This is a genomic window from Sorangiineae bacterium MSr11954, from assembly GCA_037157815.1.
Lineage (GTDB): Bacteria > Myxococcota_A > Polyangia > Polyangiales > Polyangiaceae > Pendulispora > Pendulispora albinea.
Genome location: CP089984.1, coordinates 2616868 through 2642919, shown reverse-complemented (window position 1 = coordinate 2642919; position 26052 = coordinate 2616868). Strand labels below are relative to the sequence as shown.

Below are 26052 nucleotides of genomic sequence, written 5' to 3'. Positions count from 1 at the left end.
CGCTCCCCGCGCTCGTCTACGCGGGGTCGCGGCCGCCGTCGTGGAGGTGGGGCGAGAGAATTCCCTCGCGCGTGTAGGCCGCGCGCACGTGGTCCGGCAGATCGCGAAAGCCCGTGATGCGCCCGCGGCAGGAGGCGCTCGCGCAGGCGCAGGCTTCGGCGGCGCTCACGGTCTCGAGCTCGAAGGTGGCATAGTCGATGGTGATCTCCGCACCCGCGGCCACCGGACGGCGGGCCACGATCTCGAGGAACCGTTCGCCGCCCGCGGCCTGCGCGGCGCGCGCGTAGGCGTTGGGCTCGCACGCGTGATTCAGGTAGCGGCCGAGCCCCGCGCGACCCTGTTCGTCCAGGGGATCGATGTGCGCGTCGGGGCCGAGCTGGAAGGAGTATTTGGTGCGCTGGGGGCGAACGGGGCCGGTGACGGCAAAGAGCACGTCGCCGGCCGCGAAGGCGCGGCGCGCGCGCACGCCCTGCTGCTGCGGGACGAAGGAGCTCGGCCCCACCTCGGCGCCGGGAGAGGCGAGGTCGGCCCTCGCCAGGCGGTCGCGGAGCGCTTCGGCCAACGCGGGACCGTGGCTTGGGTTGAAGAGGTTCACGTGGGTGCCCGGAACCTCGACGACCTCGAAGCGGCCGGTCAGCCACGTGCGCCACTGCGATGAAGCGTCCGCCGTCTCCGCCTCGTCGCGCGCCCGAAAGAGGACCACGTCGCCGCCGTAGACGAAGGGCGTGTACGCATCCAGGGCCCGTAGGCTGGCGCCGAACACGTGGAGAGAGCGCTCGAACTGCTCCTCCGTAACGTCGAGCGGTACGGCGCCCTCTCGTTTCAGCGCATCGAGCGCCTCGCGCGCGCTCGTCCCTGCGTGCGGCGCCAGGTGCGCGAGGGCACCTCGGTCGGAGGCCGCGCCGCGCGAGGTCTCGGCAGGAGGCGCGGCCGTGTCGAAGAGGACCACCAGCGCGGTGGGCTCGCCCTGCGCCTCGAGGCGCCGCGCCATTTCGAGCGCCACCACCCCGCCCATCGACCAGCCTCCGAGCCGGTAGGGCCCGTGGGGTTGCACGGAGCGCAGGGCGGCGAGGTACGTGTCGGCCATCTCTCCGATGCTCCCGAGCGGCACCGAACCGTCGTGCAAGCCCGGCGGCTCGAACGCGTACAGCGGCTGCTCGGGATCGAGGGAGCGCCCCAGGTCGATGTAGCCCAGGACCAACCCCGAGCCGGGCGCGACGCAAAAGAGCGGCGCGCGAACGCCGCGGGCGCGGATGGGGATCAAGGACGAGCGGCCGCCGGCGAAGGTTCCGCGGCTCAAATGCGCGGCCAGCTGCGCGATGGTGGGCTCCTCGAAGATCACCGTCAAGGGGAGCGCGACGCCGAGCTGCTCGCGGATGAGCGCGACCAGCCTGGCCACGAGCAGGGAGTGGCCGCCCACCTCGAAGAAATCGTCCTCCACGCCGAGGGGGCTCACTTGCAGGACCTCCTCCCAGATGGCCCGCAGCCGGATCTCCATGGCGGTGCGCGGCGCGACCAGCTCGCGGCGCGTCTCCGTACGGCTCGGGCGGATGGCCTCGAGCGCTTTGCGGTCCACCTTTCCGATGGCGGTCAGCGGCAACGAGGCGAGCACGGCGTACGAGGCTGGGACCATGTAGCCCGGCACCTTGGCCTCCAGGAACGCGCGCAGATCACGGGGGGCGGGCGCATCGTCTTCGGCGTGGGGGACGACATAGGCGACCAGCCTTTTGTCCCCCGGGCGCCCCTCCCAGATGACGACGGCGGCATCGCGGACCTTGGGGTGATCGCGCAGGGCCACCTCGATCTCCCCGAGCTCGACCCGAAAGCCGCGCACCTTCACTTGATGATCCACGCGGCCGAGGCACTCGATCTGGCCGTCGGCGAGGATGCGCGCGCGGTCGCCCGTGCGGTACATGCGCGCGCCGGGGCCGCGAAACGGATCGAGGACGAAGCGCTCGGCCGTGAGCTCCGGCCGATGGAGGTAGCCGCGGGCGAGGCCGGCTCCGCCGATATAGAGCTCGCCGCTCGTTCCGACCGGCACCGGACGTCGCTCCGGATCGAGGACATAGGCGGTGGTGTTGGGAAACGGTCGCCCGATGGGGACGCTCGACGCCCCATCGGCGCGGGCAGGCCAATCGGCGCCATCGTAGACGATGGTGGTGATGGTGCCCTCGGTGGGGCCGTAACCGTTGCTCCAGCGTGGTCCGCCGAGCGCCTGCCACGTGGAGAGGTGCTCGGCCGACGCGTTCTCTCCGCCGACGAAGACCATGCGCAGCGACGCCGATGGCCGGGTGCCGGTCCGCGAGAGCTCGTGCACCCATTCGTGCCAATAGGCGGTGGGCAAAATGGTGAAGGTCACCCCTTCGCGTTCGAGCAGGGCATTGAACTCGGAGCTCGGGGCCAGCCGGGCGTGCTCGGAGAGGACCAAGGTGGCCCCGCAGAGCAAGGTGGGAAATATCTCCTCGGCGGCGGCGTCGAAGGTCAGGGACTGGAACTGCAAGACGCGATCGCTCGGCACGATCGCGCACCACGCGATGGTCGCCAGGTTGTGGTTGAGGAACGCGCGGTGCGGGATGAGCACGCCTTTGGGGGTGCCGGTCGAGCCCGAGGTGTAAATAGCATAGGCGAGATCGGACGGGGCGGCCTCGCAGATGGCGGACTCCGGCTCCTCGTGAAACACGGTGCACGTTGGAGAATCGAGGGGCAGGACGGTCCCCGAAAACTCCACCAGGCGATGGGCGATGGCCTCCTGGGTGAGGACCACCTTCACCTCGGCATCGGCGAGGACGAACTGCAGGCGCGCCGGCGGATAATCGGCGTCGAGCGGCAGGTATGCCCCGCCGGCCTTGAGGATGCCGAGCAGCGCCACGATCACCTCGGGCGATCGGCGCATGTAGACGCCGACGATGCCATCGGCCCGAACGCCCAGCGCGCGCAAGCGCCGCGCGAGCTGATTGGAGCGCGCGTCGAGCTCGGCATAGGTGAGCCGGCGCTCCCCGAATCGAACCGCGCAGCGCTCGGGTGTGCGCTTGGCCTGCTCGGCGAACCGCGCGGGGACCGTGGCCTCCGGGAGCGGGCGCTCGGTGTCGTTCATGAGGACGAACCGGCGCTCCTCCGGGCCGAGGAGGTCGACGCGGGAAAGGGGCTTGGTGCGATCCTCGAGGAAGGCGTCCACCACCTCGGCGAAGTGCTTGGTCGCCCACGCGAGCTGCTCTTGGCTGAACACATCGCTGCGGCCGTCGAAGTCGATGGTGTAGGTCGACCCTCGGTCGTGGCACCAAATCTCGACGGCCAAGCTCTCGCATTGATGCTGCATGGCGAGCAGCTCCAGGCGCGCCGGTACCCCCTCGAGGCCCTCGAGCACGCCCAGCTCCGCGATGCGAAAATTCAAGAGTACGTCGTAAGGCCGGCGCGGGGCTCGCTCGGGGGCGCCGGGCTCGCGCTCCGCCAGGCCGGATGCGATGGCCTCGGCGACGCGCTCCAGCACGGAGGCGAAGGTCGGCTCGCGGCCGAGCGGCACCCGAATCGGAAGCACGTCGATCATCATGCCGAGGGTTCGTCGAACGCTCTCCGTGCGCCGCCCGTGAAAGACGACGCCCAACGCGAGCTCCTCCTCGCCGGTGATGCGCGCCAGGTACGCGAGCACCAGGGTGGCGAACACGTCGAGGAGGGCGCCATCGGGCGTCTTCGCCGCGATCGGCAGCTCGGCGGCGCGGGCGCGCAATCGCTCGGCGCGCGTGCGGTCGAGCACGAAGCTGGCGCGGCGCACGGGGCCCAGCGGACCCTTCGCCGCCCTGCCGTAAAGCTCGAGCGGCGCGCGCTTCTTCGAGGGGGTGCTCGCAAAATGGGCGCCGCCGCCCTCGAGCAGACGCGCGCGCTCCTTCTCCAGATGCGCGGCGTACGACGGCAGGCGTTCGAGCGGCAGGCGCCCCCGCCGGGAAGCACCGTACCCCTCCGCCAGGGCGCGCGCGATCTGCACGAGCGATGCTCCGTCCGTGAGCATATGATGCTGGCGCAGATAGAAGACGGTCTTCGCGTCCCCGAGCGCGACCAGCGCCGCATCGAACGTGCAGCGGCCGAGCACCAGCGGCAGCGCGCGGCGCTCCTCGAGCCATGCACGAAACGATGCATCGGGATCGGGGGCGGCGGAGAAGTCGACGCCCTCGAGGGTGAAGGCGAGCTCGCGCAGGACGCGGAACCGCGGGACGCCATCGACCGCTTCGATGACCGTGCGAAACGAATCCGCGCGGCGCACCAGATCGGCAAACGCTGCACGAAAATGGTCGAGCGCGACGGGCCCGTCGAAGGTGACCAGCGCCGCCACGTCGTAGGAGGCGCCCGGGGGGTGGAGCTCCTGGACGAGCCATGTCGTGAGCTGCCACGGGGTCAAGTTGGTCTGCGCGTGGAGCTCGTCCCTGCGCGCTCCGAACGGGGCGAGCAGCGCGGTCAATGGAAGATCGGGGAGGTTGGCCGCGCGCTCCAAGAGCGCGATGTACGTGCGCTGCCATTTTTCGATGGTGGCGCGCTCGAAGAGATCCACGTTGTATTGCCACGCGGCCGCCATGCCCTCGGGGCCGGGGGCGAGGCTGAGGATCACGTCGAACTTCGCGGCCTCGTGCTCGGTGTCGATGGCCGACATGTCCAAACCGGGCAGCGCGATGGACCGCGGGGGATCGTCGTACAAGGCGAACATCACTTGAAAGAGCGGGGTGTGGCGGGAGCTCCGGACCGGCTCCAGCGCCTGCACCAGCTTCTCGAAGGGCAGATCCTGATTCGCGTGGCCATCGAGCACCGCGCGGCGCGTGCGCCGGACCACCTCGCGAAAGGACGGCTCGCCCGACAGATCGGCCTGGAAGACCAAGGTGTTGACGAAGAAGCCCACCATGTTCTCGGTCGCAGGGTGCGCGCGGTTGGCGACGGGCGATCCGACCCGTGGATCGAGGCGCCCGGTGACCAGGTGGAGGAAGAGATGAAACGTGGCCAAGAGGGCCGCGAACGGCGTGGCGTTCTCCTCGCGCGCCAGGAGCTCGATGCGCCGGGCAATCTCCGGGGGACAGATGGCCGCCACGGTCGCACCGCGGTGGGTGCGCACCCTCCCGCGCGGACGATCGGTGGGCAGCAGCCTGGAGGCCTCGTCCTCGCCCGCTGCGGCGCCGAGGTGATGCTTCCAGTAGCTCAGTTGGTGCTCGAGCACCGGATCGGTGAGCCGCTTTCTCTGCCAGGCCGCGAAATCGGCATACTGCAGCGGCGGCTCCGGGAGCGGTGAGGGCTTCCCCGTCGAGAAGGCCTGGTAGAGCGCGCCGAGCTCTCCGAAGAACACGCCGAACGACCAGCCATCGAAGACGATGTGATGGACGGCCACGAACAGCCAATGCTCCTTCGGCCCGAGGCCGAGGAGCGATGCACGAAGGAGCGGACCGTCCTCCAAGTCGAAAGGCCGGAGGTTCTCGGCTCGAATCCAGGCTCGCGCTTCCGCGTGCCGTGCGCCCTCGGGGACGTGCTCGAGATCGACCTCGGCCAAGTGAACATGGGCCGCGCCGGCGATCCGTTGACGAGGACGTCCCTCGGGTGAAGGAAAGGTGGTTCGGAGCACCTCGTGGCGGCGCACGATCTCGGTCAGGCTGCGCGCGAGGATCGAGGGATCGAGGGTGCCCGTGAGGCGGATGGTCGCGGAGATGCCGTAGGCCGGAGAGCCGGGCTCGAGGCGATCGAGGAACCAGAGGCGCTCTTGCGCAAAGGACAGGAGCAGGTCCGCCGTTCGCGGCACGGCGACGAGCGGCGCCTCGGCCGGTGCCGCGTGGCCCTCGAGGAAGCGGACGATCTCCGGTTTGTGCGCGCGGATGCGGGTGCGCAAATCGGCGGTCAGTGCGCCGGCGGGTGCATTGAATCGAAGATCGCCGCCGTCGACCCAGAGGCGAATGTCGGCATGGCGAAGCTCCGCCAAGAGCTCGAAGAGGCTCATAGCGATCCCTCCTCACGTTCCCCGGTCGCATCGGCCGAGTCGGCGGAGCCGGCCGAGTCCGCGGAGAATGCCTGCGCGCTGGCGGCGCGCGCCATTTGCAGCATGTCCACGCTGGCGGCGATGGCCAGAAGGGTGCGCGCCTCGAAGAACACGCGCACCGGGAGCTCGACGCCGCATGCGCCGCGCAGCCGCCATGCCGCGCGGGTGGCCAGAAGGGAATGTCCGCCCATTTCGAAGAAGTCGTCGTGCACGCTCACGTCACTTTCACGCAGCGACAGGAGCTCGCTCCAGATCGCCGCCAGGGTTCGTTCGGTCGGGGTTCGGGGCGCGACGGGCACGCGTTCCAGCGCGCGCGCGGCCCATGGGATGGAAAGGGCCTGCCGGTCGACTTTTCCGCTGGGCAGACGGGGAAACCCTTCGAGAAGGACGATCGCCGACGGCACCATGTACGCCGGGAGCCTCTCGCGAAGGAACGCGCGCAAATCGGATGCGAAAGACGCGGTCGCGACCCCGCGCGCGCCGGCGACGGCGGTTTCATCGGCGACGGCGGCTTCATCGGTGACGGCGGTTTCATCGGCGACGGCGGTTTCACCGGTGACGGCGGTTTCATCGGCGACGGCGGTTTCACCGGCGCTGGCGGTTTCATCGGCGACGGCGGCTTCATCGGCGACGACGGCGTAAACCGCGATCCGCCGTTCGCTGCCCTCGCCGTGGGCGACCGCCACCGCCGCACGCACGCGCGGATGGGTCATGGCGGCGGCCTCGATCTCACCGAGCTCGATTCGGAAACCGCGCCACTTGATCTGATCGTCCGCGCGCCCGACGAACTCGAGCTGTCCATCGGGCAGCCACCGCGCGAGATCTCCGGTTTTGTAGAGGCGCGCGCCCGGCCCTCTGGGCCACGGATGCGCGATGAATCGCTCGGCCGTGAGCGCGGGCCGATCGTGGTACCCGTAGGCGATGCCGGCGCCACCCAGGTGCAGCTCGCCCACGACCCCGATGGGCGCGAGCTGGCCGTGCGCGTCGAGGACGAAGGCCTCGGTGTTGGGGAGCGGCCGCCCGATGGGCGTGCGCGACGCCCCCGCCAGGCAGCGCGCGAAGGTCGCATAGACGGTGGCCTCGGTCGGACCGTAGCCGTTGATCATCGTGCGCCCCGGCTGCCAGGCGTCGACCACGTGCGGCGGGCAAGCTTCGCCGGCGACGGCGATGGTGCGCAGAGCCGGCAGCGGCTCGGGGTTCATGACCGCCAGCGCGGAGGGCGGAAGCGCCAAGGTGGTGATGGCCAGCTCGCGCAGCACGCCGAGGAACTCGGGGCCGGGCAGCAGCGCCTGCGAAGGTGCGAGGCACAAGGTGGCTCCCGCCAGCAACGCGCCGAATACATCCCCGAGCGACACGTCGAAGGTGAGCCGGCTGAATTGGAGCACCCGGCTCTCCGGCGCGATCCCGAAGGCCTCGATCGTCGCCAGGGCCAAATTCGACAGACCGCGGTGGTGCAAGAGCGCGCCCTTGGGCTTTCCGGTCGAACCCGACGTGTACAGGATGTACGCGAGGCTCTCGGGCGTGACCGCCGCGCGCGGATTGATGGCGCTCTGGGCGAGGATGCTCGCGCGATCGCGCTCGCGATCGAGGGCCACCAGGGTGACCTCCGTCGCGGGCAGCTTCATCAGCGCTCGGTCGTGCCCCAGGATGACCTTGGGCCGAGCATCCTCGAGGGTGAACGCCAACCGCGATCGCGGATCGTCCGGGTCGAGCGGTACGTAGGCGGCGCCTGCCTTCAGGATGGCCACCAGCGCCACCAGGATCGACGGCAGGCGCTCGACGCACAGCCCGACTGTGTCGCCCGGTCTCACCCCGTGCTCGAGGAGATAATGGGCCAGGCGATTGGCTTCGCGATTGAACGCGTCGTACGTGAGCGCGCGGCCCTCGTAGACGACGGCGGGCGCGTTCGGGGTGCGCTCGACCTGCGCCTCGAAGAGCTGGTGCACGCACGCGCGCCGCTCGAGGGTCGTCGCTGGCCGGCTCCACGCCATGAGCTGCTCGGCCTCGCCCGATGGCAAGAGCGGCAGCGACGCGATCGTGCGCGAGGGCTCCGCCACCATGCCCTCGAGCAGCAGGCGAAAGTGCGTGAGGAAGCGGGACGCGGCGCCCTCGTCGAACCAGGCGCCGTCGTAGACCAACCTCCCCACGACGGCGCGTTCGGCGTCGAAGAGCTCCATCGAGAGACCGACCTCCGAGGCATCCACGTCGATGTCCTCGGGGGTCATGGAGATGCCCGGCACCCCCAACGATGGCGGCGCGGCGTCCTGGAGCACGAGCCGCGTCTGGAAGAGGGGCGCGCGGCGCAAGTCGTGGCGCGGGGCCAGCGTCTGCACCAGCGCTTCGAAGGGCAGATCCTGGTGCGCATAGGCGTCCAAGGTCGTCGCTTTGATGCGGGATAGAAGCTCGCGCACGGTGGGCTCGCCGGAGAGGTCCGTGCGCAGCACGAGCTGATTGACGAAGAAGCCGATCAGGGGCTCGATCTCCGCGCGATCTCGGCCGGCCACGAGGGTGCCGACCACGATGTCGTCCTGGCGCGTGTAGCGCGAGAGCAATGCCTTCAGCGCCGCGAGCAGGACCATGAAGAGGGTGACCCCCTCCGTGCGCGCGAAGGCTCGGAGCTCCTCGGAGAGCGGCCCCGGTAGGGCGATCAGCGCGCGCCGCCTCCCCCCGCCGCCCTCCGAGGGCGCGGCGCCGAAGGAGGGATCGAGCGCGGCCGGCGCCCCCGCGAGCTTGTCCTTCCAATACGAGGCGAGCCGTTCCCAGCGTTCGCCGTCGAGCCATCCGCGCTGCCACTGGGCGAAGTCGGCGTATTGAACCGCGAGCTCGGGGAGCGGCGAGGCTTCGCCGGCCACGAACGCCGCGTACAGCACGCGCAGCTCCCGCGCGAGCACGCCGTAGGACCAGCCGTCCGTCACGATGTGATGCATCGCCACCAGCAGCAACGACTCCTCGTGGCCCACGCGCGCGACGGCGGCGCGCACCAGCGGCCCCCGTTCGAGATCGTAGTGCCGGCGCGCTTCGCGTGCGATCCAAGCCGATGCCGCTTCGTTCGTCTCGGACGCTTCGACCGCGCCCCCCGCGTCGACCGCGCCTCCCGCTTCGACCGCGCCCCCCGCTCCTCCCCGCGCGTCCGTGCGCCGAAAGTCCATCACGGAGAAATCGAGCGCGGGCTCGGGGGCGATGCGCTGCACCGGTGTTCCCGCGGAGGACATCCCAAAGGTCGTACGCAAGACCGCGTGGCGGCGTACGATCTCGGTCAGGCTCCGCTCCAGCGCCTCGAGGTTCACCGCACCGCGCACGCGCACCACCTGCGCGCCGTTGCCGACGAGCGTCCACGGATCGAGCTGCGCGAGGAACCACAGCCGCGACTGCGCGAACGACAGGGGCAGCTCTCCGCCGAGGTCCGCGCGCGGGATGGGCTGCACGGCGCCCGCGGACGCGAACGGCCGAAGGCGCGCCGCCAAGCCGGCCACCGTCGGCGACTCGAAGATCGTTCGCACGGCCGCGTCGAGACCGAGCGTCTGGCGCAGATGCGAGACCAGACGCGCGGCCCGCAGTGAGTCGCCGCCCAGCGCGAAGAAATCGTCGTCGCGTCCCACCCGGGGCACGTCTGCCCCTTCACCGTGGATGGCGCCGGCGAAGGCGCGGGCGATGGCTTCCTCCGCGGCAGTCTTCGGGGCCACGAACGAAGCCGGACCGCCGTCGGCCGCGCGCGCGGCGCTCGGGAGGCGGGCGCGATCGATCTTGCCGTTGTCGCTGAGGGGGAGCGACTCCAGGAAGACATAGTCGTCCGGCACCATGTACGCGGGCAGCGCCTCCATCAGAAAGTGGCGGAGGGCATCGCGGTCCAACGGCCCGCGCCCCGCGTCGGGGACCACGTAGGCGACGAGCTGCCGGCGCTCCTTCGCCTGCCCCGGCGCTCGGGGCGCGGCGACGAGGGCGGCGCGAACGCCGGGGTGGTGCGCGATGGCCGCTTCGATCTCCCCCAGCTCGATCCGGTGGCCGTGGATCTTCACTTGAAAATCTTCGCGCCCGAGGATCTCGAACACGCCGTCCGGCCGCTGGCGTCCGAGATCCCCCGTTCGATAGAGGCGCTCGCCCGTGCGAGGGTGCACGATGAACCGCTCGCGCGTGCGCGCTTCGTCGCGCCAATAGCCCAAGGCGAGGCCGATGCCGCCGATGCAAAGCTCGCCGGTGGCCCACGCCGGGCGAGGCTCCAGCTCGGGGTCGAGGACGTACCAGCGTTGATTATCCATCGGCGTGCCGTACGGGATGCTCGTCCACCCGGGATCGACGGCCCCCACGTCGTAGACGATGGACCAAATCGACGCCTCCGTGGCCCCTCCCAGGCTGGCGATGCGCGCCCCGCCGGCCAGCGCGCGGATGCGATCGGGCAAGGTGACCGGGATCCAATCCCCGCTGAGCATCACCAGGCGGAGCGTGTCGATGCGGGTGTTCGCGTGGCCGCGCGCGGCGTCGACCAGCATCTCCATGAGCGCCGGCACCGAGCTCCAGATGGTGATGCGCTGCTCGGCGATCCAGTCGAGCCAGCGCTCCGGATCGCGCGCCTCGGATGCCCTGGGGAGCACCACCGTCGCGCCGGCCGCGAGGGCGCCGAAAATGTCGTAGACGGAGAGATCGAAGCTCAGAGACGAGAGCGCGAAGATGCGGTCGCCGGGGCCGACGGCAAAGCGGCGCTGGACGTCCAAGACGGTGTTGACCGCGCCGCGATGGTCGATCATCACGCCCTTGGGACGCCCCGTCGATCCGGACGTGTAGATGACATAGGCGAGATCCTCCGGCTGCGCCTTCGGGAGCGGCACGGGAGGCTCTTCGCCGGGGCCGGGGTCCACGTCGACGTGCACCCGATCGATCCCCTCGGGCCACGCGATCCGATCGTCGAGCCACGATTGGGTCAAGACGACCCGAACCTCCCCTTCGCGCAGCAAGAGATGGATGCGCTCGCGCGGAAGGGACGGGTCCACCGGGAGATAGGCCGCGCCTGCGCGGAGCACCCCGAGGACGGCGACGACTTGCTCCCATCCTTTTTCCATGACGACGGCGACCAGCGCCTGGGGGTGCGCCCCTCGTCGTCGAAGGCTCTGGGCGAGCGAGATCGATCGGCGATCGAGCTCGTCGTAGTCGAGCGTGCGATCGAACGCGATCACGGCCGGGGCCTGCCCGCGCGCCGGTACCTGCTTCGCGAACAGCCCGTCGAGGGTGTCGGGCGCGACGGGCCGCTCGGTCGCGTTGACCGCCGCGAGCCGCGCGAGGTGCGCGTGCACGGGGAGCCATCGCCGCGGCGGCATCTGCCAGGACGACGCGCTGCGCGCGAGCTCGTCGAGGACCGCCGCTTGGGTCTCGAACATCTCGTGGAGGAGGCCCGCCGGAAAGATCTCCGCCACCGCGTCCCATTGGAACACGAGCGCGCCGTCGTGCTCCCACACTTGATGATCGAGCCAGAGCTGCGGCGTCTGACTGATCCCGTACACGCCCTCGACCGTGGTGCCGGCGGGTGGACGGGCGCCGGGTCCGACGATGCCGAGCAGGCTCGTGAAGACCACGGGCATCATCACCGGCGTCCCTCCGCGCTGCTGCGACAGCTCCCGCAGCACCTGCACGCCGCTCATGCTCCGGTGCTCCAGATCGCTCCAGAGCCGTTCTTGAATGCGCCGCGCGCGCTCCTCGAAGGATCCGGCGATGTCGCCTTGGACCTCGAGCAAGACGGTGGACGTGAAGTCACCGAGCAGCCGCTCGATGCCGGGATGAACGGGGGGCCGATGGAAGTGCGTGAGGTTGAGCGTGAAGCGCGGGCTCTTGGCGAACGCCGCCAACACCTCGGCAAAGGCCGCGAGGAGCACGCCCGAAGGGGTCAGCCCCGCGTCGGCCGCGCGCTGCTTCAACGCCTGCCACGTCGCGGCATCGAGGAGACGCGTGCGGCGCTCGAAGCGAGGGCGCGAAACGTCGCCCGGGTTTTTGGCCAGCGGCAGCTCGGGCGCAGGCGGCAAGGTGCCGAGACGGCCGCGCCAGTATTCGCGCGCGCGAAGGGCTGGCCCCGCTCCATCGGCGCTCTTCTGCGCCAAGACGAAGTCGCGAAAGGAGATCTCGAGCGGCTCGAACGCGGCCCCGGGGTCGTCGTAGCGCACGAGGACCTCGTGGAGCGCCAGCTGCCAGCTGGAGGCGTCGAGGATCAACATATCGAGATCGATGTGCAGGCGGGTCTTTCCACCCGAAAGGACGCTGGCGCGCACGTCGAAGAGGGGCCAGCGATCGGCCGGGAGCACGCGGTGCGCGAGGCGCTCCCTCACGCTCTCGAGGTAGGCATCCACCTCGGCGGCGGGCAGCGCGCGCAGGTCCGAGGTGTCGATCGCATAGGCGGGCACCTCGGGCAAGATCTGCTGCGCGCTGTCGGAGAGGACCACGGCGCGGAGCATGTCGTGGCGCGCGATGGTTTGGCGGAGGGCCCCGGCGAGGCGATCGAGGTCGAGGCCGACGATGTCGACCTCCACGTACACATGCGTGGAGACATCGCCGAGCGCAAACTGGCCGCTCCGTCCGAGCCAGTAGGCCGCCTGGATGTCGGTGAGCGGGAACGGGAGGTGCCGTTCGCCGGGCGACGGAACGATCGACGGGCCCTCGGCCGCGTCGGTTTGGCCGTCCGGCGCGATGGGCGCCTGCGCACCTCGCGCCAGGAGCTCGTCGGCCAGCTCGATGAGGTTGGGGTTGCGGGCGAAGGTGGACATGGCCACGGTGACACCGAGCTCGGCCCCCACGCGATGCGAGAGCTCCAGCGCCGTCAGCGAGTCGACCCCGAGCTGGCCCACGGGCCTCTGCGGATCGATGGGTCCATCCTGGATCCGAAGCACGCGCGCCAGCTCGTCGGCGAGGTAAGCCTGGAGGATCGGGCGGCGGTCCTCCGGATCGCAGACCGAGAGGAGCTGGCGAAGGAACCCTTCGACCGAAGGCAGCGGCGCGCCGGCGCTGGGGTGTTGCAAATCATGCTGAGTCACGGGTGAGTCGACCTTTCTTCATGTGAATCATCTCCCTGCGAGCCCGCCGGCCGCGCCCCGTCTGGGCCCATGACGACGAGGGTGGTCTCGCCGTCGTCGAGCGCGCGTTCGAGGGCCACGACGGCCAGATCCGGTGTCAGGGTGCCGAGGGCGAGCGAGGTGGCGGGGGCCTGCGCGAGGCGTCGCTTCGTCGCCAGCGCATCGAAGCATTCCCGGGCGGATCCGTCTGCGCGCGAGAGCAGCACGAACGCGTCGAGCGAGCCGCCGCCAAACGTTTCATCGAGGGCGCGCGCCTCGAGCACGCGGCGTCCCACGGTCTCGGCGAGCTGCGCCAAAGCCCCGTTTGCGCGAGAGGGCGGCCGGTTCATCCCCGCCGTGCGAAGCAGCGCGTCGAGCTCCGGTCGCTTCCCTTCGAGCTTTTGGAGGACGGCGGCGAGCGCGGGGCGGGAGGGCGTGCTCGGGCCGCGCGCCGCATCGTCTTCGAGCGAGCCCGCGCCGTGAACCACCGCCCGCACGGCGGCACCTTCGAGGTCGAGGCGCGCGGCGAGCTCCGCGAGGGACCGGCGGTCCGAGGCTTCGCACGAGGCGACGGTGATCCGAACGCCCAGGGCCCCGAGCTCGGCTTCGATGGCGCGCGCGCCCGCGGCGTCGCCCCGCGCATGGGCGAGAACGATGTGCGAGGCGCCCTTGCGCGCGAACCAACGGGCGAGGTGCGCGGCCAGCGGGCCTTTCGCCTCCGTGATGAGCACCGTGCCGCGGGCCGCGAACGGGGGTGCATCGGGTGCGGCGCTCGGCGGAGCGGTCCATCGCGGTGCGAACATCGCGCCGTTGCGCCAGGCGAGTCGGTCTTCGCCGGCGCTCAGGGCGGCGAGCAGGGCGTCTTCGAGGCGGGCGCCTTCGAGCTGGCCACCTTCGAGCCGGGCGCCTTCGAGCTGGCCACCTTCGAGCCGGGCACCGTTCTCCAGCGCGCCATTCGCCGCAACATGATGATCCCGAAAATTATTCTGCAAAGCATTATTCTTCGACGCATCATTCTCGCGCGCCCCCTCCTCGGGTACCCACGTCGGCCGCGCGCCGGACACATCGACGAGACCTCCCCATTTTCCCGGGCGCTCGCGCGCGAGGGCGGCGCCGAGATCCCAGAACATGGCCTGCGACGCTCGCACCGCGCGATCGTCCACCCCCACGGCGAGGGCGCCGCGGGTGACGATCCAGAGGGGCGCACGCGGGCTCGTGCTGGCGAGCGACTGAATCAATGCGAGCGTGCGCGCGACGCCTCGGGTCGGGGAGGCACCGTCTGGGCTGGCGTCGTCATCGAGGGCCAAGAGCGACACCACAGCGGCGGGGGCCGGTGCGCCTTCGAGCGCGGGTTGCAGCCGCGCGGTCACGGCCGCTGGGTCGATGGCGCCATCCGAGATGCGCACGAGGCGCGCGCCGGCGGCCGCGAATGCCTCGCTCAGAGCCCGCACCGTGCGCGCATCGTCTTCGTCCGCGACCTCCGCGGGCGCGACGAGAAGCCAACCGCCGGGAAGCGTGGCCCGTTGGTGCCGCGAAGATGCGGGAGGTGCGATGCGCTTCCACGTGCGCCGAAGGCGGCGGTCCTCGAGCATCCGCCGATCCTTTCGCTGCTGGCGCCACGCCGCGAGGGCGGGCACGATGCTGCCCAGCGCCGTGCTCAACGCGGCGCGCTCGCCACCCCCGTCCAATGCCTCGGTGAGCCACCGAAGATCGGCGCGCTCCACCGCGTCCCAAAAATCGAGCTCGGGGCCCGGGGGCTCGTTGGACTGTGCGCGCGGCGCCTCCAGCGGCTCGAGCCAATGGCGGCGGCGTTCGAACGGGTACGTCGGCAGCGCGACGGGCGCGGTCTTCGGGATGGTCGCCTGCCAATCGACGGCGCGACCCGTGACCCACGCCGCGCACAGCGCCGGCAGATCGCGGGGGGCGCCTGGGTCGAGAGGCGCAGCTCGATCGAACGTGATGACCCCCACCGCGACGTGGGCGACGGCGCGCCCGTGCGCGAGCGCATCGAGCGCACGGGCGAGCTCGGCGCGATCGCCGGCGACGATGGCCGCGCGGTGCTCGAAGTGCGCGCGCGTGGTCGCGAGGGAGTGCGCCAGATTCGCCAGACGGAGCTCGGGATGCGCCGCCACGTGCGCCCCCAGCCGCGCGGCTTGCGCCCGAAGCGCCGCCTCGCTGCGCGCGGACAGGAGCACCGGCAACGGTCCGCTCACGTCCGTGCGCTCCTCTTCGCCCGCCGGCTCCGGTGGCTGCTCGAGGACGACGTGCGCATTGGCGCCGCCGATGCCGAACGCCGAAACCGCAGCACGGCGCGGTCGATCGAGCGCCGGCCAAGGGCGAGCCTCGGTGAGGAGCCGGACGGTGCCGCCGCTCCAATCGACGGCGGTCGATGGAGGATCGGCGTGCAGGGTCTCGGGCAGCAGCCCATGCTGCATCGACTGCACCATCTTGATGACGCCTGCGATCCCGCCCGCCGCTTGGGTGTGTCCGAGGTTGGATTTGATGCTACCGAGCCACAGAGGCCGGTCCTTCGCGCGACCTTCGCCGTAGGTGTCGAGCAGCGCCTGCACCTCGACGGCATCACCGATGCTCGTTCCGCTTCCCTGGGCCTCGACGGCATCGACATCGCTCGCCGCGAGGCCGGCGCACGCGAGCGCGCCCTCGATGACCCGCTGCTGCGCGGGGCCATTCGGCGCCATCAACCCTTGCGTCCTGCCGTCGTGGCGGATCGCCGAGCCACGAACCAACGCGAGGACGGGGTGCCCGTGACGCTGGGCATCCGAGAGCCGCTCGAGCAGCAGCATGCCCGCACCTTCGGCCCACCCCGAACCGTTGGCGTTCGCCGAGAACGAGCGGCACACGCCGTCGGGCGAGGCGAGTCCCTCGAGACGGTTCAACCCGGCGAGGGCCTCGGGCATCGCAAACACGCTGACACCACCCGCGAGCGCGAGGGCGCAGTCGTGCCGGTGCAAGGACTGGCAAGCGAGATGCAACGCGACCAGCGCCGAGGAGCACGCCGTATCGACGGTCAAGGTCGGGCCATGAAACCCGAGGGTGTAGGCGATGCGGCCCGAGGCGACGCTGGCGGCGCTGCCCAGCGATGCGTACATGGGATCAGCCCCGGCCCCGGCCGCAAGGCGCTCGTAGTGGGAGTACGACGCCCCGACGAACACGCCCGTGGTGCTCCCTTGGAGCGATACGGGGTCGAGCCCTGCGCGTTCGAGCGCCTCCCACGCGATCTCCAAGAGGAGGCGCTGCTGGGGATCGATGGCCACCGCCTCGCGCGGGCTGATGCCGAAGAACGCCGGGTCGAAGAGGTGCGCCTCGGTGAGAAACCCCGCTTTGATCTCGGAGCCTCCGTCACCCGTGCGCGGGCCGCGCGCTCGAGGAAAGGACGTGGCAGCGATCGGGGCGCCGCTCGCCACCAGCCGCCACAAATCCTCGGGCGTGTGCAGATCGCCGGGAAAGCGGCAAGCCATGGCCACGATGGCGATCGGTTCGTCTGCATAGCCGCCCGCGGGGGTGTTCGATGGCGAAGGCGATGAACGCGACGAGGACGGCGACGACGCGCCGGACGCGGTCCTCGACGAGTCCGACCCCAGCCTTCGCGCGACGGCCGATGGCGTTGGATGGTCGAAGAGCAAGGTGGCAGGGAGCTTCGCGCCGGTGATGGCCGAGAGGCGATTGCGCAGCTCCAAGGCCATGAGCGAGTCCAGCCCCAGCTCCTGGAGCGTTCGATTGGGGTCGATGCGGCTCGGGGTGGACATCCCCAAGACGGAAGCCGCCTCGGTGCGTACCACGTCCACGAGCGCGCGTTCGCGCTCCGCCTCCGAGAGGCCGCGGAGGCGCTCGGCGAGCGCACGGGCGCGGGAGATGCCGCGCGGGTGCGCGTCGGCCGGCAGCAGACCGCGAAGCATCGGCGGCAGCGCGACCCCGGCCGAGAGCTGCTTGCGGAGCGCCGCCCTCTCGAATCGCGCGGGCACCAGGCACGGCTCGGTGCGTTCGAGCGCCGCGTCGAGGAGCCGCAGCGCCTCTTCGGTCGAGAGCATCCCCATGCCCGATCGCATCATCCGCGCGCGGTCGGCGTCCCCGAGGTGGCCGGTCATGTTGCTCGGCTCCGCCCACATGCCCCATGCCAGCGATTGCGAGGCCAAGCCTCGATGCGCGCGGTGTTGCGCGAGGGCATCGAGAAAGGTGTTGGCCGCGGCGTAGGGGCCTTGTCCCGGGCTCCCGAGCACGCCCGCCAACGACGAGAAGAGAACGAACGCCTCCAGCCGGCGGTGCTGGGTGAGCGCGTGCAAGTGCCAGGCGCCGTCGATCTTGGAGCGCAGCACGCGGTCGACACGCTCGGTTGTCACGGCGGTGAGGAGCGCATCGTCGAGCACGCCCGCGACGTGGAAGACCGCGGTCAGCGGTCGGTCATCGGGGATCGCGGCGAGCGCCTGGGCGAGGGAACGCGCATCGGCCACGTCGCAGGCGGCCAGGGTCACGCGCGCGCCCGCGGCCTCGAGGTCGGCCGTCAGGGTATCGGCGCCCGGCGCCGAGGGGCCCTGCCGCGAGAGGAGCACGAGGTGCCGCGCTCCATGGCTCACGACCAGGTGCCGCGCGACGAGACCTCCGAGGACGCCCGTTCCACCGGTCACCACGACGGTGCCATCGCGCGAGAGCTTCTCCTCGGACGAAGTCGTCGGGCGTGGGGACGAACGGCCGAGCGCGGGGACCCGCACCACACCTTCGCGCACCGCAAGTTGCGGCGCGCCCGAGGCGACCGCGCTCGGCAGGACGTAGAGCGAACGCGGATCGTCGTCGACGTCCACGAGAACGATCGTCCGCTCCGGGTGCTCGGATTGAACGGAGCGCACGAGCCCCCAGACGGGGGATGCGCCGAGATCGAGCACGTCCTCATCGTGCTTGGTGGCTACGGCGCGGCGTGTGAGGACGACCAGCGGGCACGGCGCAAATCGCTCCTCCGTAACCCACGCTTGGAGAAAGGAGACAGCGGCGTGGGTCGAGGCGTACGCCGCCCCCAGCGCGTCACCGCCGACCGCGCCCGCGGCGAAGACGACGAGGTCCGGTCGCTCTCGCCCGCCCTGCAGGTGGTCCCGGAGCGCGGGGAGGGCGTCGTAGCGATCCAGGCGAACGGAGCTGGGCTCGAGCGATGGCGCGCCCGCGAGCTCCAGGGGGCCGAAGCACGCCCAATGCGCGGGCCGAGGGCGCGCGGGAGCATGGGCCGCGGCCGTCCAATCGCTCCAATCGACGGCGTGCAAGGACGATGGCTGCGCCGAGGGGTGAAGCTTGTCGGGGGTTGCCGGCCGAACGGCGAAGGCATCGACCGATGCGACGGGCTCCCCCGATCCATCGGCGAGAAAGAGCGCGATGCTCTCCTTCGCCTGGCCGGGCGAGAGGCGCACCCGCAACGACGCGGCGCCGCGCTGGACGGCGTGCACGCCCGAGAACGAGAAAGGGAGGCTCACATCGCCGCGGCCGTCCTCGAAGAGCGCAAGCGCGTGCAACGCTGCATCGAGCAGGGCCGGATGCACGCCGAAGCGGCCAAGGTCGGCCATCTCCACGCCGTCCCATCGAACCTCGGCGAAGAGATCGCCGTCGCGCTTCCACACCGCGCGAAGGCCTCGAAAGGCCGGGCCGTAGGAGAGGCCCGCATCGGCGAGGCGCTCGTAGAGGCCCTGCACATCGAGCGAGACGGCGCCGGGCGGAGGCCATGCGCGGAGGTCGAAGGGCACCCGGTGGACGTGGGCGACGATCCCGGTCGCGTGACGCACCCAAGGCGCATCGTGCGCCGCGCCTTCGGGTCGCGCGTGGAAGGTCAGGGCGCGTCGGCCCGCGTCATCGGGGGCGCCGAGCGCGATTTGAAGCTGGATGCCGGTGTCGTCCGGGAGCGCGAGGGGCGCTTCCAAGGTGAGCTCCTCGATGCCGTCCGCTCCCACGTGGTTTGCCGCGAAGAGGGCAAGTTCGAGGAAGGCGGTGCCGGGGAGCAAGACGGTGTCGAACACGGCGTGATCGGCGAGCCATGGGTGGGTCTTCCGCGCGAGGCGGGTGGTAAAGACGCAATCGCCGCGGTCGGCCAGGGCCACCACCGCACCGAGGAGTGGATGTGCGGCGGCGTGAAGGCCCGCGCCGGCCACGTCGGCGGTGACGCGTTGGGCCGGCTCCAACCAGTGGCGTTCGCGTTGGAAGGCGTACGTCGGCAGCGCCACGCGGCGTCCTCCGTTCAGTAGCTTTTCCCATGCCACCGCCAGGCCTTGCGTCCACAGCTCCGAGGCTGCGCGCATCAGCGTCTCCACTCCTCCGTGCTCTTTTCTTAGCGTTCCGGTGGTCGCTGCACCGCGCGCCCAGCCTTCCGCCGTCTCCTGCGTCGCTTGCATCAGCACGGGGTGCGCGCTCACCTCGATCAGCCACCCGTATCCCTCCTCACCAAGTTGCTCCATCACCTCCCGATACCGAACCCGCTCCCGAAGGTTGGCGTACCAGTACCCTCCGTCCAGCTCCCCTTCTTCGATCGCACGGCACGTCACCGTCGACTTCATCGCGATGCTTGGCTTCGCCGACCGGGCTAGGTTCCCCAGCTCTCTCTGCAGCGGCTCGCGCAGCGCCTCCACTTGCGCACTGTGCGAGGCGTAGTCCACCCGGATCCGTTTGCCGTAGCGACCCGCTGCGTTCAGCTCCTCCAACAGCTGCTCCACCGCCTCCGGCTCCCCGCTCACCACGCTCGTGCGCAAGCTGTTCTCCGCTGCGATGCTCAGGCGTTCTCCGTGGCGACCCAGCCTTCGTTCCAGCTCCTCCACCCCCAGCTCCACCGCCGCCATCGCACCCTGCTTCGACAGCTGTCCCACCCAACGGCTTCGAATCGCCACCACCTTCGCCGCTTCCTCCAGGCTCAGCGCACCCGAGACGCTCGCCGCTGCAAGCTCCCCCTGGCTGTGACCCACCACCGCCTGCGCCTCCACACCCAGCCACCGCCATAGTGCCGTCAGCGATACATGCATCGCCCACAGCGCGGGCTGCACAACCTCCACGCGCTCCAGCATCGCCGCGGACGCGGCCTCGGCTGCGGGCGCACCCGGCTCCCCGCACACCACTGCACGCAGCGACCAGTCCACGTGCGGCGACAGCGCCCGCTCACACGCTTGCATCGCCGTGCGAAACACCTCCGACCCCTCCCACAGCGCCTTGCCCATCGCTTGCCACTGCGACCCTTGCCCCGGGTAGATGAACGCCACCTTCCCCGAAACCTTCGCCTCGCCCTGCACCGCGTCCGCGCTTGGCTCTCCGCGTGCGATTTGACCTAGCGCGGCGACCGCCTGCTCTCGGTCCCGCGCAAACACCACCGTGCGGTGGCCGAATTGCGCGCGGGTCGTTCCTAGCGAATACCCGATATCCAACAACGATATCGTTTTATCCTCCTGCAAATACGCCCGCAGCCGCTCCGCTTGCTCCCTTAGCGCGCCTTCGCTCTTTCCCGACAACAGCAACGGTATGCACTCCGGCGCCGTGGATTCTGCGGCGGCTACCGCCTCCTTCGCCGGGGCTTCTTCGATGAGAACGTGCGCATTCGTTCCGCTGATTCCAAACGAGGAAATCCCCGCGCGCCGTTGCCGGCCGAATCGCACCTTCCACTCCTGCGCCTCCGTCAACAACCGCACCGCACCGCTCGACCAATCCACGTGCGTCGACGCCCGCTCCGCGTGCAACGTCTTCGGCAGCTTCTCGTGCTGCATCGACAGCACCATCTTCATCACACCAGCAACCCCCGCCGCCGCCTGCGTATGGCCAAGATTCGACTTGATGCTCCCAAGCCATAGCGGCTCCTCCGCTTTTCGACCCTGCCCGTACGTCGCCAACAGCGCCTGCGCCTCGATCGGATCCCCAAGCGGCGTCCCCGTTCCGTGACCCTCCACCACCTCCACGTCCCCGGCTCCCAATCCCGCATCCTCCAGCGCCTGCGCAATCACACGCTGCTGCGAGGGACCATTCGGCGCCGTCAGCCCCTGGCTTCGCCCGTCTTGGTTCACCGCGCTCCCGCGGATCACCGCCAGCACCGGATGACCGAGGCGTTTCGCCTCCGACAACCGCTCCAGCACCAGCATCCCCGCCCCTTCGCTCCAACCCACTCCGTTTGCACCCTCCCCAAACGAACGGCATCGCCCGTCCGGCGACAATCCACGCTGACGACTGAACTCGATGAACGCCCCCGGCGTCGACATCACGGTCACTCCACCCGCCAGCGCCAACGTGCACTCCCCTTGCCGCAACGCCCGACACGCCAGGTGAATCGCCACCAACGACGAGCTGCACGCCGTGTCGATCGTCATCGCGGGCCCCTCCAAACCCAGCGTGTACGCGATGCGCCCCGATGCGATGCTCGGCGCGCTCCCTACCCCAACGTGACCTTCGTAACCCGCCGGCGCAGGGACCAGACGCGCCCCGTAATCGCTGTACATCACCCCCACGAACACACCCGTCCGCGTCCCTTGCAAGGTCCGCGGATCCATTTCACCCCGCTCCAACGCCTCCCACGACGTCTCCAACAAGAGCCGCTGCTGCGGATCGATCGTCAACGCCTCCCGCGGGCTAATTCCAAAGAACCCCGCGTCGAACTCCGCCGCCTCGTGCAGAAACCCGCCCCTCCGCGTCGTGCTCTTCCCTACCGCCTCCGCGTCCGGATCGTAGAGCCCCTCCACGTCCCAGCCCCGATTCGCGGGGAACTCCGTGATCCCCTCGCCACCAGCCTCCAACAGCGCCCACAATCCCTCCGCATCCTTCACCCCACCGGGATAACGGCACGCCATCGATACAATCGCGATCGGTTCTTGGCTCTTTCCTTCGAGCTCGCGGACGCGTTGGTTCGCCTCATGGAGATCGAGGAGGGCGTTCTTGAGGTAGTCTCGCAGCATCTGCTCGGATGTCATGATCCTGATTCCCGGGCTTTGCCCACTTGTCGATAAAACGCGAAGAGCTCGTCGTCGCTCGCCGTTTGGAGCTTCTGCGCAACCGCGCGACGAGCCACCTGTGCATCGTTCGACGCGGACAAACGCGAGCTCAGAACACGAAGTCGTGCTGCGATCTCGGGGCGCGCCAGGTCGTCGGACTCCATGCTCGACACCAGCGCCTCGAGGCGCTCCAGAAGCGAAAGGATCGGCGGTTCGTCGGGTGCAGGTGGCGACAGTTCGCGCTGGATCAATCGCGCGAGCGCGAGAGGCGTCGGGTGATCGAAGAGCAAGGTCGCCGGAAAGCGCAGGCCGCTCGCCGCAACGAGACGGTTGCGGAGATCGAGCGCCATCAACGAGTCGAGCCCGAGCTCGTGAAGCGGTCGGGTGGCTTCGATGGTGGCCGGGCTCGCGTGACCCAGCACCGCCGCCACTTCACCTTGCACCAGCTCCAGCACGATCGGCTGGACCTCGGTCGCGGGCAGGCCGGTGAGACGTTGCCGAAGCAAGGCCGGTCCGCTCTCGCGCTCCTTCGCGAGCTGGCGGCGCGTGGTGGGAACGATACGTTGCAACAACGGCGGGAGCGCTGCGCGGCCTTTTCGCAGCTCGCGGATGTCGAACCGCGCGGGGATCAGCAGCGGAGGCTCTCTTTCCAATGCCGCATCGAAGAGCGCGGTGCCTTCGTGCGACGACAGCGGGGGAACACCACGACGCCGCGAACGCGCATCTTCTGCGGATCGCGCGGCCATTCCATCTTCTGCCCAAGGTCCCCACGCGAGCGACACGGCCGGCAACCCCGCGGCCCTTCGCTGGCTCGCGAGGGCATCGAGAAATGTATTTGCCGACGCATAATTGCTTTGCCCGGGGCTTCCGAGCACGCCCGCGAGCGAGGAGAACAGGACGAAGAGGGATAGCTCGTTCGTGCGGGTCAGCTCGTGCAAGTGCAGCGCAGCGTCGACCTTGGGCGCGAATACGCGCGCAAAGCGCGCTGGGGTTTGCGCCTCGAGGATGCCGTCTTCGAGAACGCCGGCCGCGTGAACCACGCCCCGCAACGGGTGCTCCGGGGCGATGGCCGCAATCAGCCCCGCGAGCGCTTCGCGATCGGCCGTGTCGCAGGCGGCGAGGGTCACCCGCGCGCCCGCCGCCTCGAGGTCGCGAACGAGCCCCGCCGCGCCCGGCGACGATCCTCCTCGTCGCGAAACCAGGAGCAGATGCCGGATGCCGTGCTTTTCCACGAGGTGACGCGCAAACCGCGCACCGAGCGCTCCGGTCGCACCGGTGACGAGAAAGGTGCCCTCGTGCGGCAAGGCCGGCAATGTCGACGCGCCAGAGAGCGGCGTCAGGCGTGGCACGCGCAAGGTCCCTCTCCGCCATGCGAGCTGCAGCTCCCCGGTGAGCAAGGCCCCCGGGAGCACGCGGCGGGCCGCCGACTCGTCGTCGATATCCACCATCGCCATGGTGCGCGAGGGGTGCTCCGTTTGCGCGGTGCGAACGAGCCCCCAAAGCGGGGCATGAACCAGATCGAGCACACCTTCGTCGGGCGCCGCCGCGATGGCCCGGTAGGTGACGAGGAGCAATGTGCTCGACGCAAAGCGCTCGTCGGCGAGCCACGCGCGAAGGAACGACAGGCCGCGCTCGGTCGCAGCGTGCGTTGCCCGTACGAGGTCGGCCCCTTCGAGGGGTAGGTGCGGCGGCGGGAAAGAAAGCACGACCGTGTCGGGCACGTCCCCTGCCCGCTCGATTCGGGACTGGAGCTCCGACCACGCGCCGTCGTCGCTCATTTCGAGCCACGCCCATGGGTTCGTGCCGGTTGCCGGAGCGGCGGGCTGCGCCAGAGGGCTCCACGTGATGCTGTAGAGCGATGGATGCGACGATGCGGAAGTGGGCTGCCAGCGGTCGCGCGAGACGGGGCGGGTGAGCAGCGCTTGCACCTGCGCGACGCGCCGGCCCGAGGCGTCTCCGAGGGTCATGGCGATGCCGCCGTCCGGTTTGCGTGAGAGCTGCGCCCGCAGGCGGGAGCTGCTCGCGAGCGGCAACGTGGCGCCCGTCCACGAGAATGGTAGCGCGGGCTCCCAAGCGGCGACGACGCCCTTGCCGGGGGTACCCCGACTCCGGCCGTCGTCGTCACGCGTTTCTTCGATGTTCAGCGCGAGTGCGTGCAGTACGCTGTCCAGAAGCGCAGGGTGCAGGTGGTACTGCCCCGCTTCTTCCGCCATCCGCTCCGGTAGCTGCACCTCGACGAAGAGGTCTTCGCCTCGTTTCCATGCCGCATGCAGGCCTTGAAAGGACGGGCCGTAGACCAACCCTGCGTTGGACAGGCGCTCGTAGAGCTCGTCCAGGGGGATCGCTCTCGCTCCCGCCGGGGGCCATGCGGCGTGCTCCCATATTTCCTGCTCCTGCGTTGTGGGCGGTGCGGCCGGGCCCAGTCTGCCGCTCGCGTGCCGAATCCACCCCACCTCTCCCTCCGCTCCGCTCTCGCGCGCATAGATGCTCAGCGGGCGGCTTCCCGGCTCATCTCGGCTCCCGATCATCACTTGCATCTGCACCCGCGCCTTCTCCCGTATCCCCAGCGGCGCCTCCAGGACCAGCTCCTCCACGCGTTCCAGCCCGACGCGCTCCCCTGCCGCAAATGCCAGCTCCAGAAACGCCGTCCCCGGTAAGATCACCGTGCCGAACACGTCGTGCTCTCGTAGCCAGCTTTGGCTCTCCAGCGACAATGCTCCCGTGAGAACCAGGCCGTCTCCTTCCGCCAGCGCGACTTCCGCTCCGAGGAACGGGTGCTCCGCCGCCGCGAGGCCCACAGAGGCCATATCGCCCGTAGCTGCTTTGGGCGCATCCAGCCAATAGCGTTCGTGTTGAAAGGCATACGTCGGCAATGCCATCCGGCGCGCTCCAAGCGGTTCGAAGAAGGCGCCCCAGTCCACCGATTGACCGATGACGTGCAGATTGCACATTACTTCGAGCACCGTCTCCACCTCCGAACGGTCCGCACGAAGCGCCGCCAAGAGCACGCTCTCCTCCGCCCCCCGCTCCGTCAGGTTCTCCGCCGCCAGGGCCGAAAGTACGCCCCGCGGGCCCACCTCCACATAACGCGTCACCCCCTCCGCCTCCAGCGCTTGCACCCCTTCGCCGAATCGGACCGGCTCCCGCACGTGGCGCATCCAATAGCCCGCGCTGCGCAGTTCGTCGTCGCTTGCGCGTTTTCCTGTCACGTTCGAGATCACCGCGGTTTGCGGCGCCCGATAATCGATTTTCGCCGCCTCGCGCCCAAACGCCTCCAAAACTTCATCCATATGCGACGAGTGAAACGCGTGGCTCACCTCCAGCCGCTTCGCCTTGCGTCCCGCTCCTTCGAATTCCGCCATCACCTCCTGCACCGCCGCCTCGTCCCCCGAGATCACCGTTGCGCGCGGCCCATTCACCGCCGCAATCGACACCCCCGCACGGCCCCTCAGCCGCTCCACCACCTCCGCCTCCGTCGCCTGCAGCGACGCCATGGCTCCCTTCGCGCTCACCCCCTGCATCAAGCGCCCCCGCGCCGCCACCAACCGGCACGCATCCTCCAAACTCAACACACCCGCCACATGCGCCGCCCCCAGCTCCCCCACCGAGTGCCCCATCACGACATCCGCCCGTATCCCCCACGACTCCAGCAGCCGCACCACCGACACTTCCACCGCAAACAGCGCCGCCTGCGCATACTGCGTCTGCTCCAACCGCGACGCATTCCCATCTTCGAAGATCACCTCCCGCAGCGACACCCCCAGCGACCCGTCAAAGCACGCACAAATCCCATCCAACGACCTCCGATACACCGGAAACGCCGCATACAACTCCCGCCCCATTCCCGAATACGCACTCCCCTGCCCCGTGAACAGAAATGCCAACTTCCCATCCACCCTCACGCGCCCTTTGGCGACCCTTGCGCCCTTGCGGTTTTCTCCCGTTCCCCATCCCCCCAAATCTTTGGCGACCCTTGCGCCCTGGCGGTTTCCTCCCGTTCCCCATCCCCCCAAATCTTTGGCGACCCTTGCGCCCTGGCGGTTTTCTCCCGCTCCCCATCTCTGCAAAAGCTCCG

At 70.0% G+C, this 26052-nt stretch carries 4 protein-coding genes; all 4 read right to left on the bottom strand.

What is annotated here, in order from left to right:
* Positions 1–16: 16 nt before the first annotated feature.
* The 4 genes from LZC94_10350 to LZC94_10335 are packed head-to-tail and all read right to left on the bottom strand — an operon-like array spanning position 17 to position 25819.
* Entirely contained in the window at positions 17–5962 is a 5946-nt protein-coding gene (locus tag LZC94_10350; protein ID WXB17650.1) for an amino acid adenylation domain-containing protein, read from the bottom strand.
* Positions 5959–13011: an amino acid adenylation domain-containing protein gene (locus LZC94_10345; GenBank protein ID WXB17649.1), complete on the bottom strand. Its 7053-nt coding sequence runs from the start codon at positions 13009–13011 to the stop codon at positions 5959–5961. The genes LZC94_10350 and LZC94_10345 overlap by 4 nt, the downstream gene beginning before the upstream one ends.
* Complete coding sequence (locus tag LZC94_10340) at positions 13008–21956, bottom strand: SDR family NAD(P)-dependent oxidoreductase (protein WXB17648.1); 8949 nt, start codon at positions 21954–21956, stop codon at positions 13008–13010. Before LZC94_10340 ends, LZC94_10345 begins: the two co-directional genes overlap by 4 nt.
* Entirely contained in the window at positions 21953–25819 is a 3867-nt protein-coding gene (locus LZC94_10335) for a type I polyketide synthase (protein WXB20374.1), read from the bottom strand. The genes LZC94_10340 and LZC94_10335 overlap by 4 nt, the downstream gene beginning before the upstream one ends.
* Positions 25820–26052 lie beyond the last annotated feature (233 nt).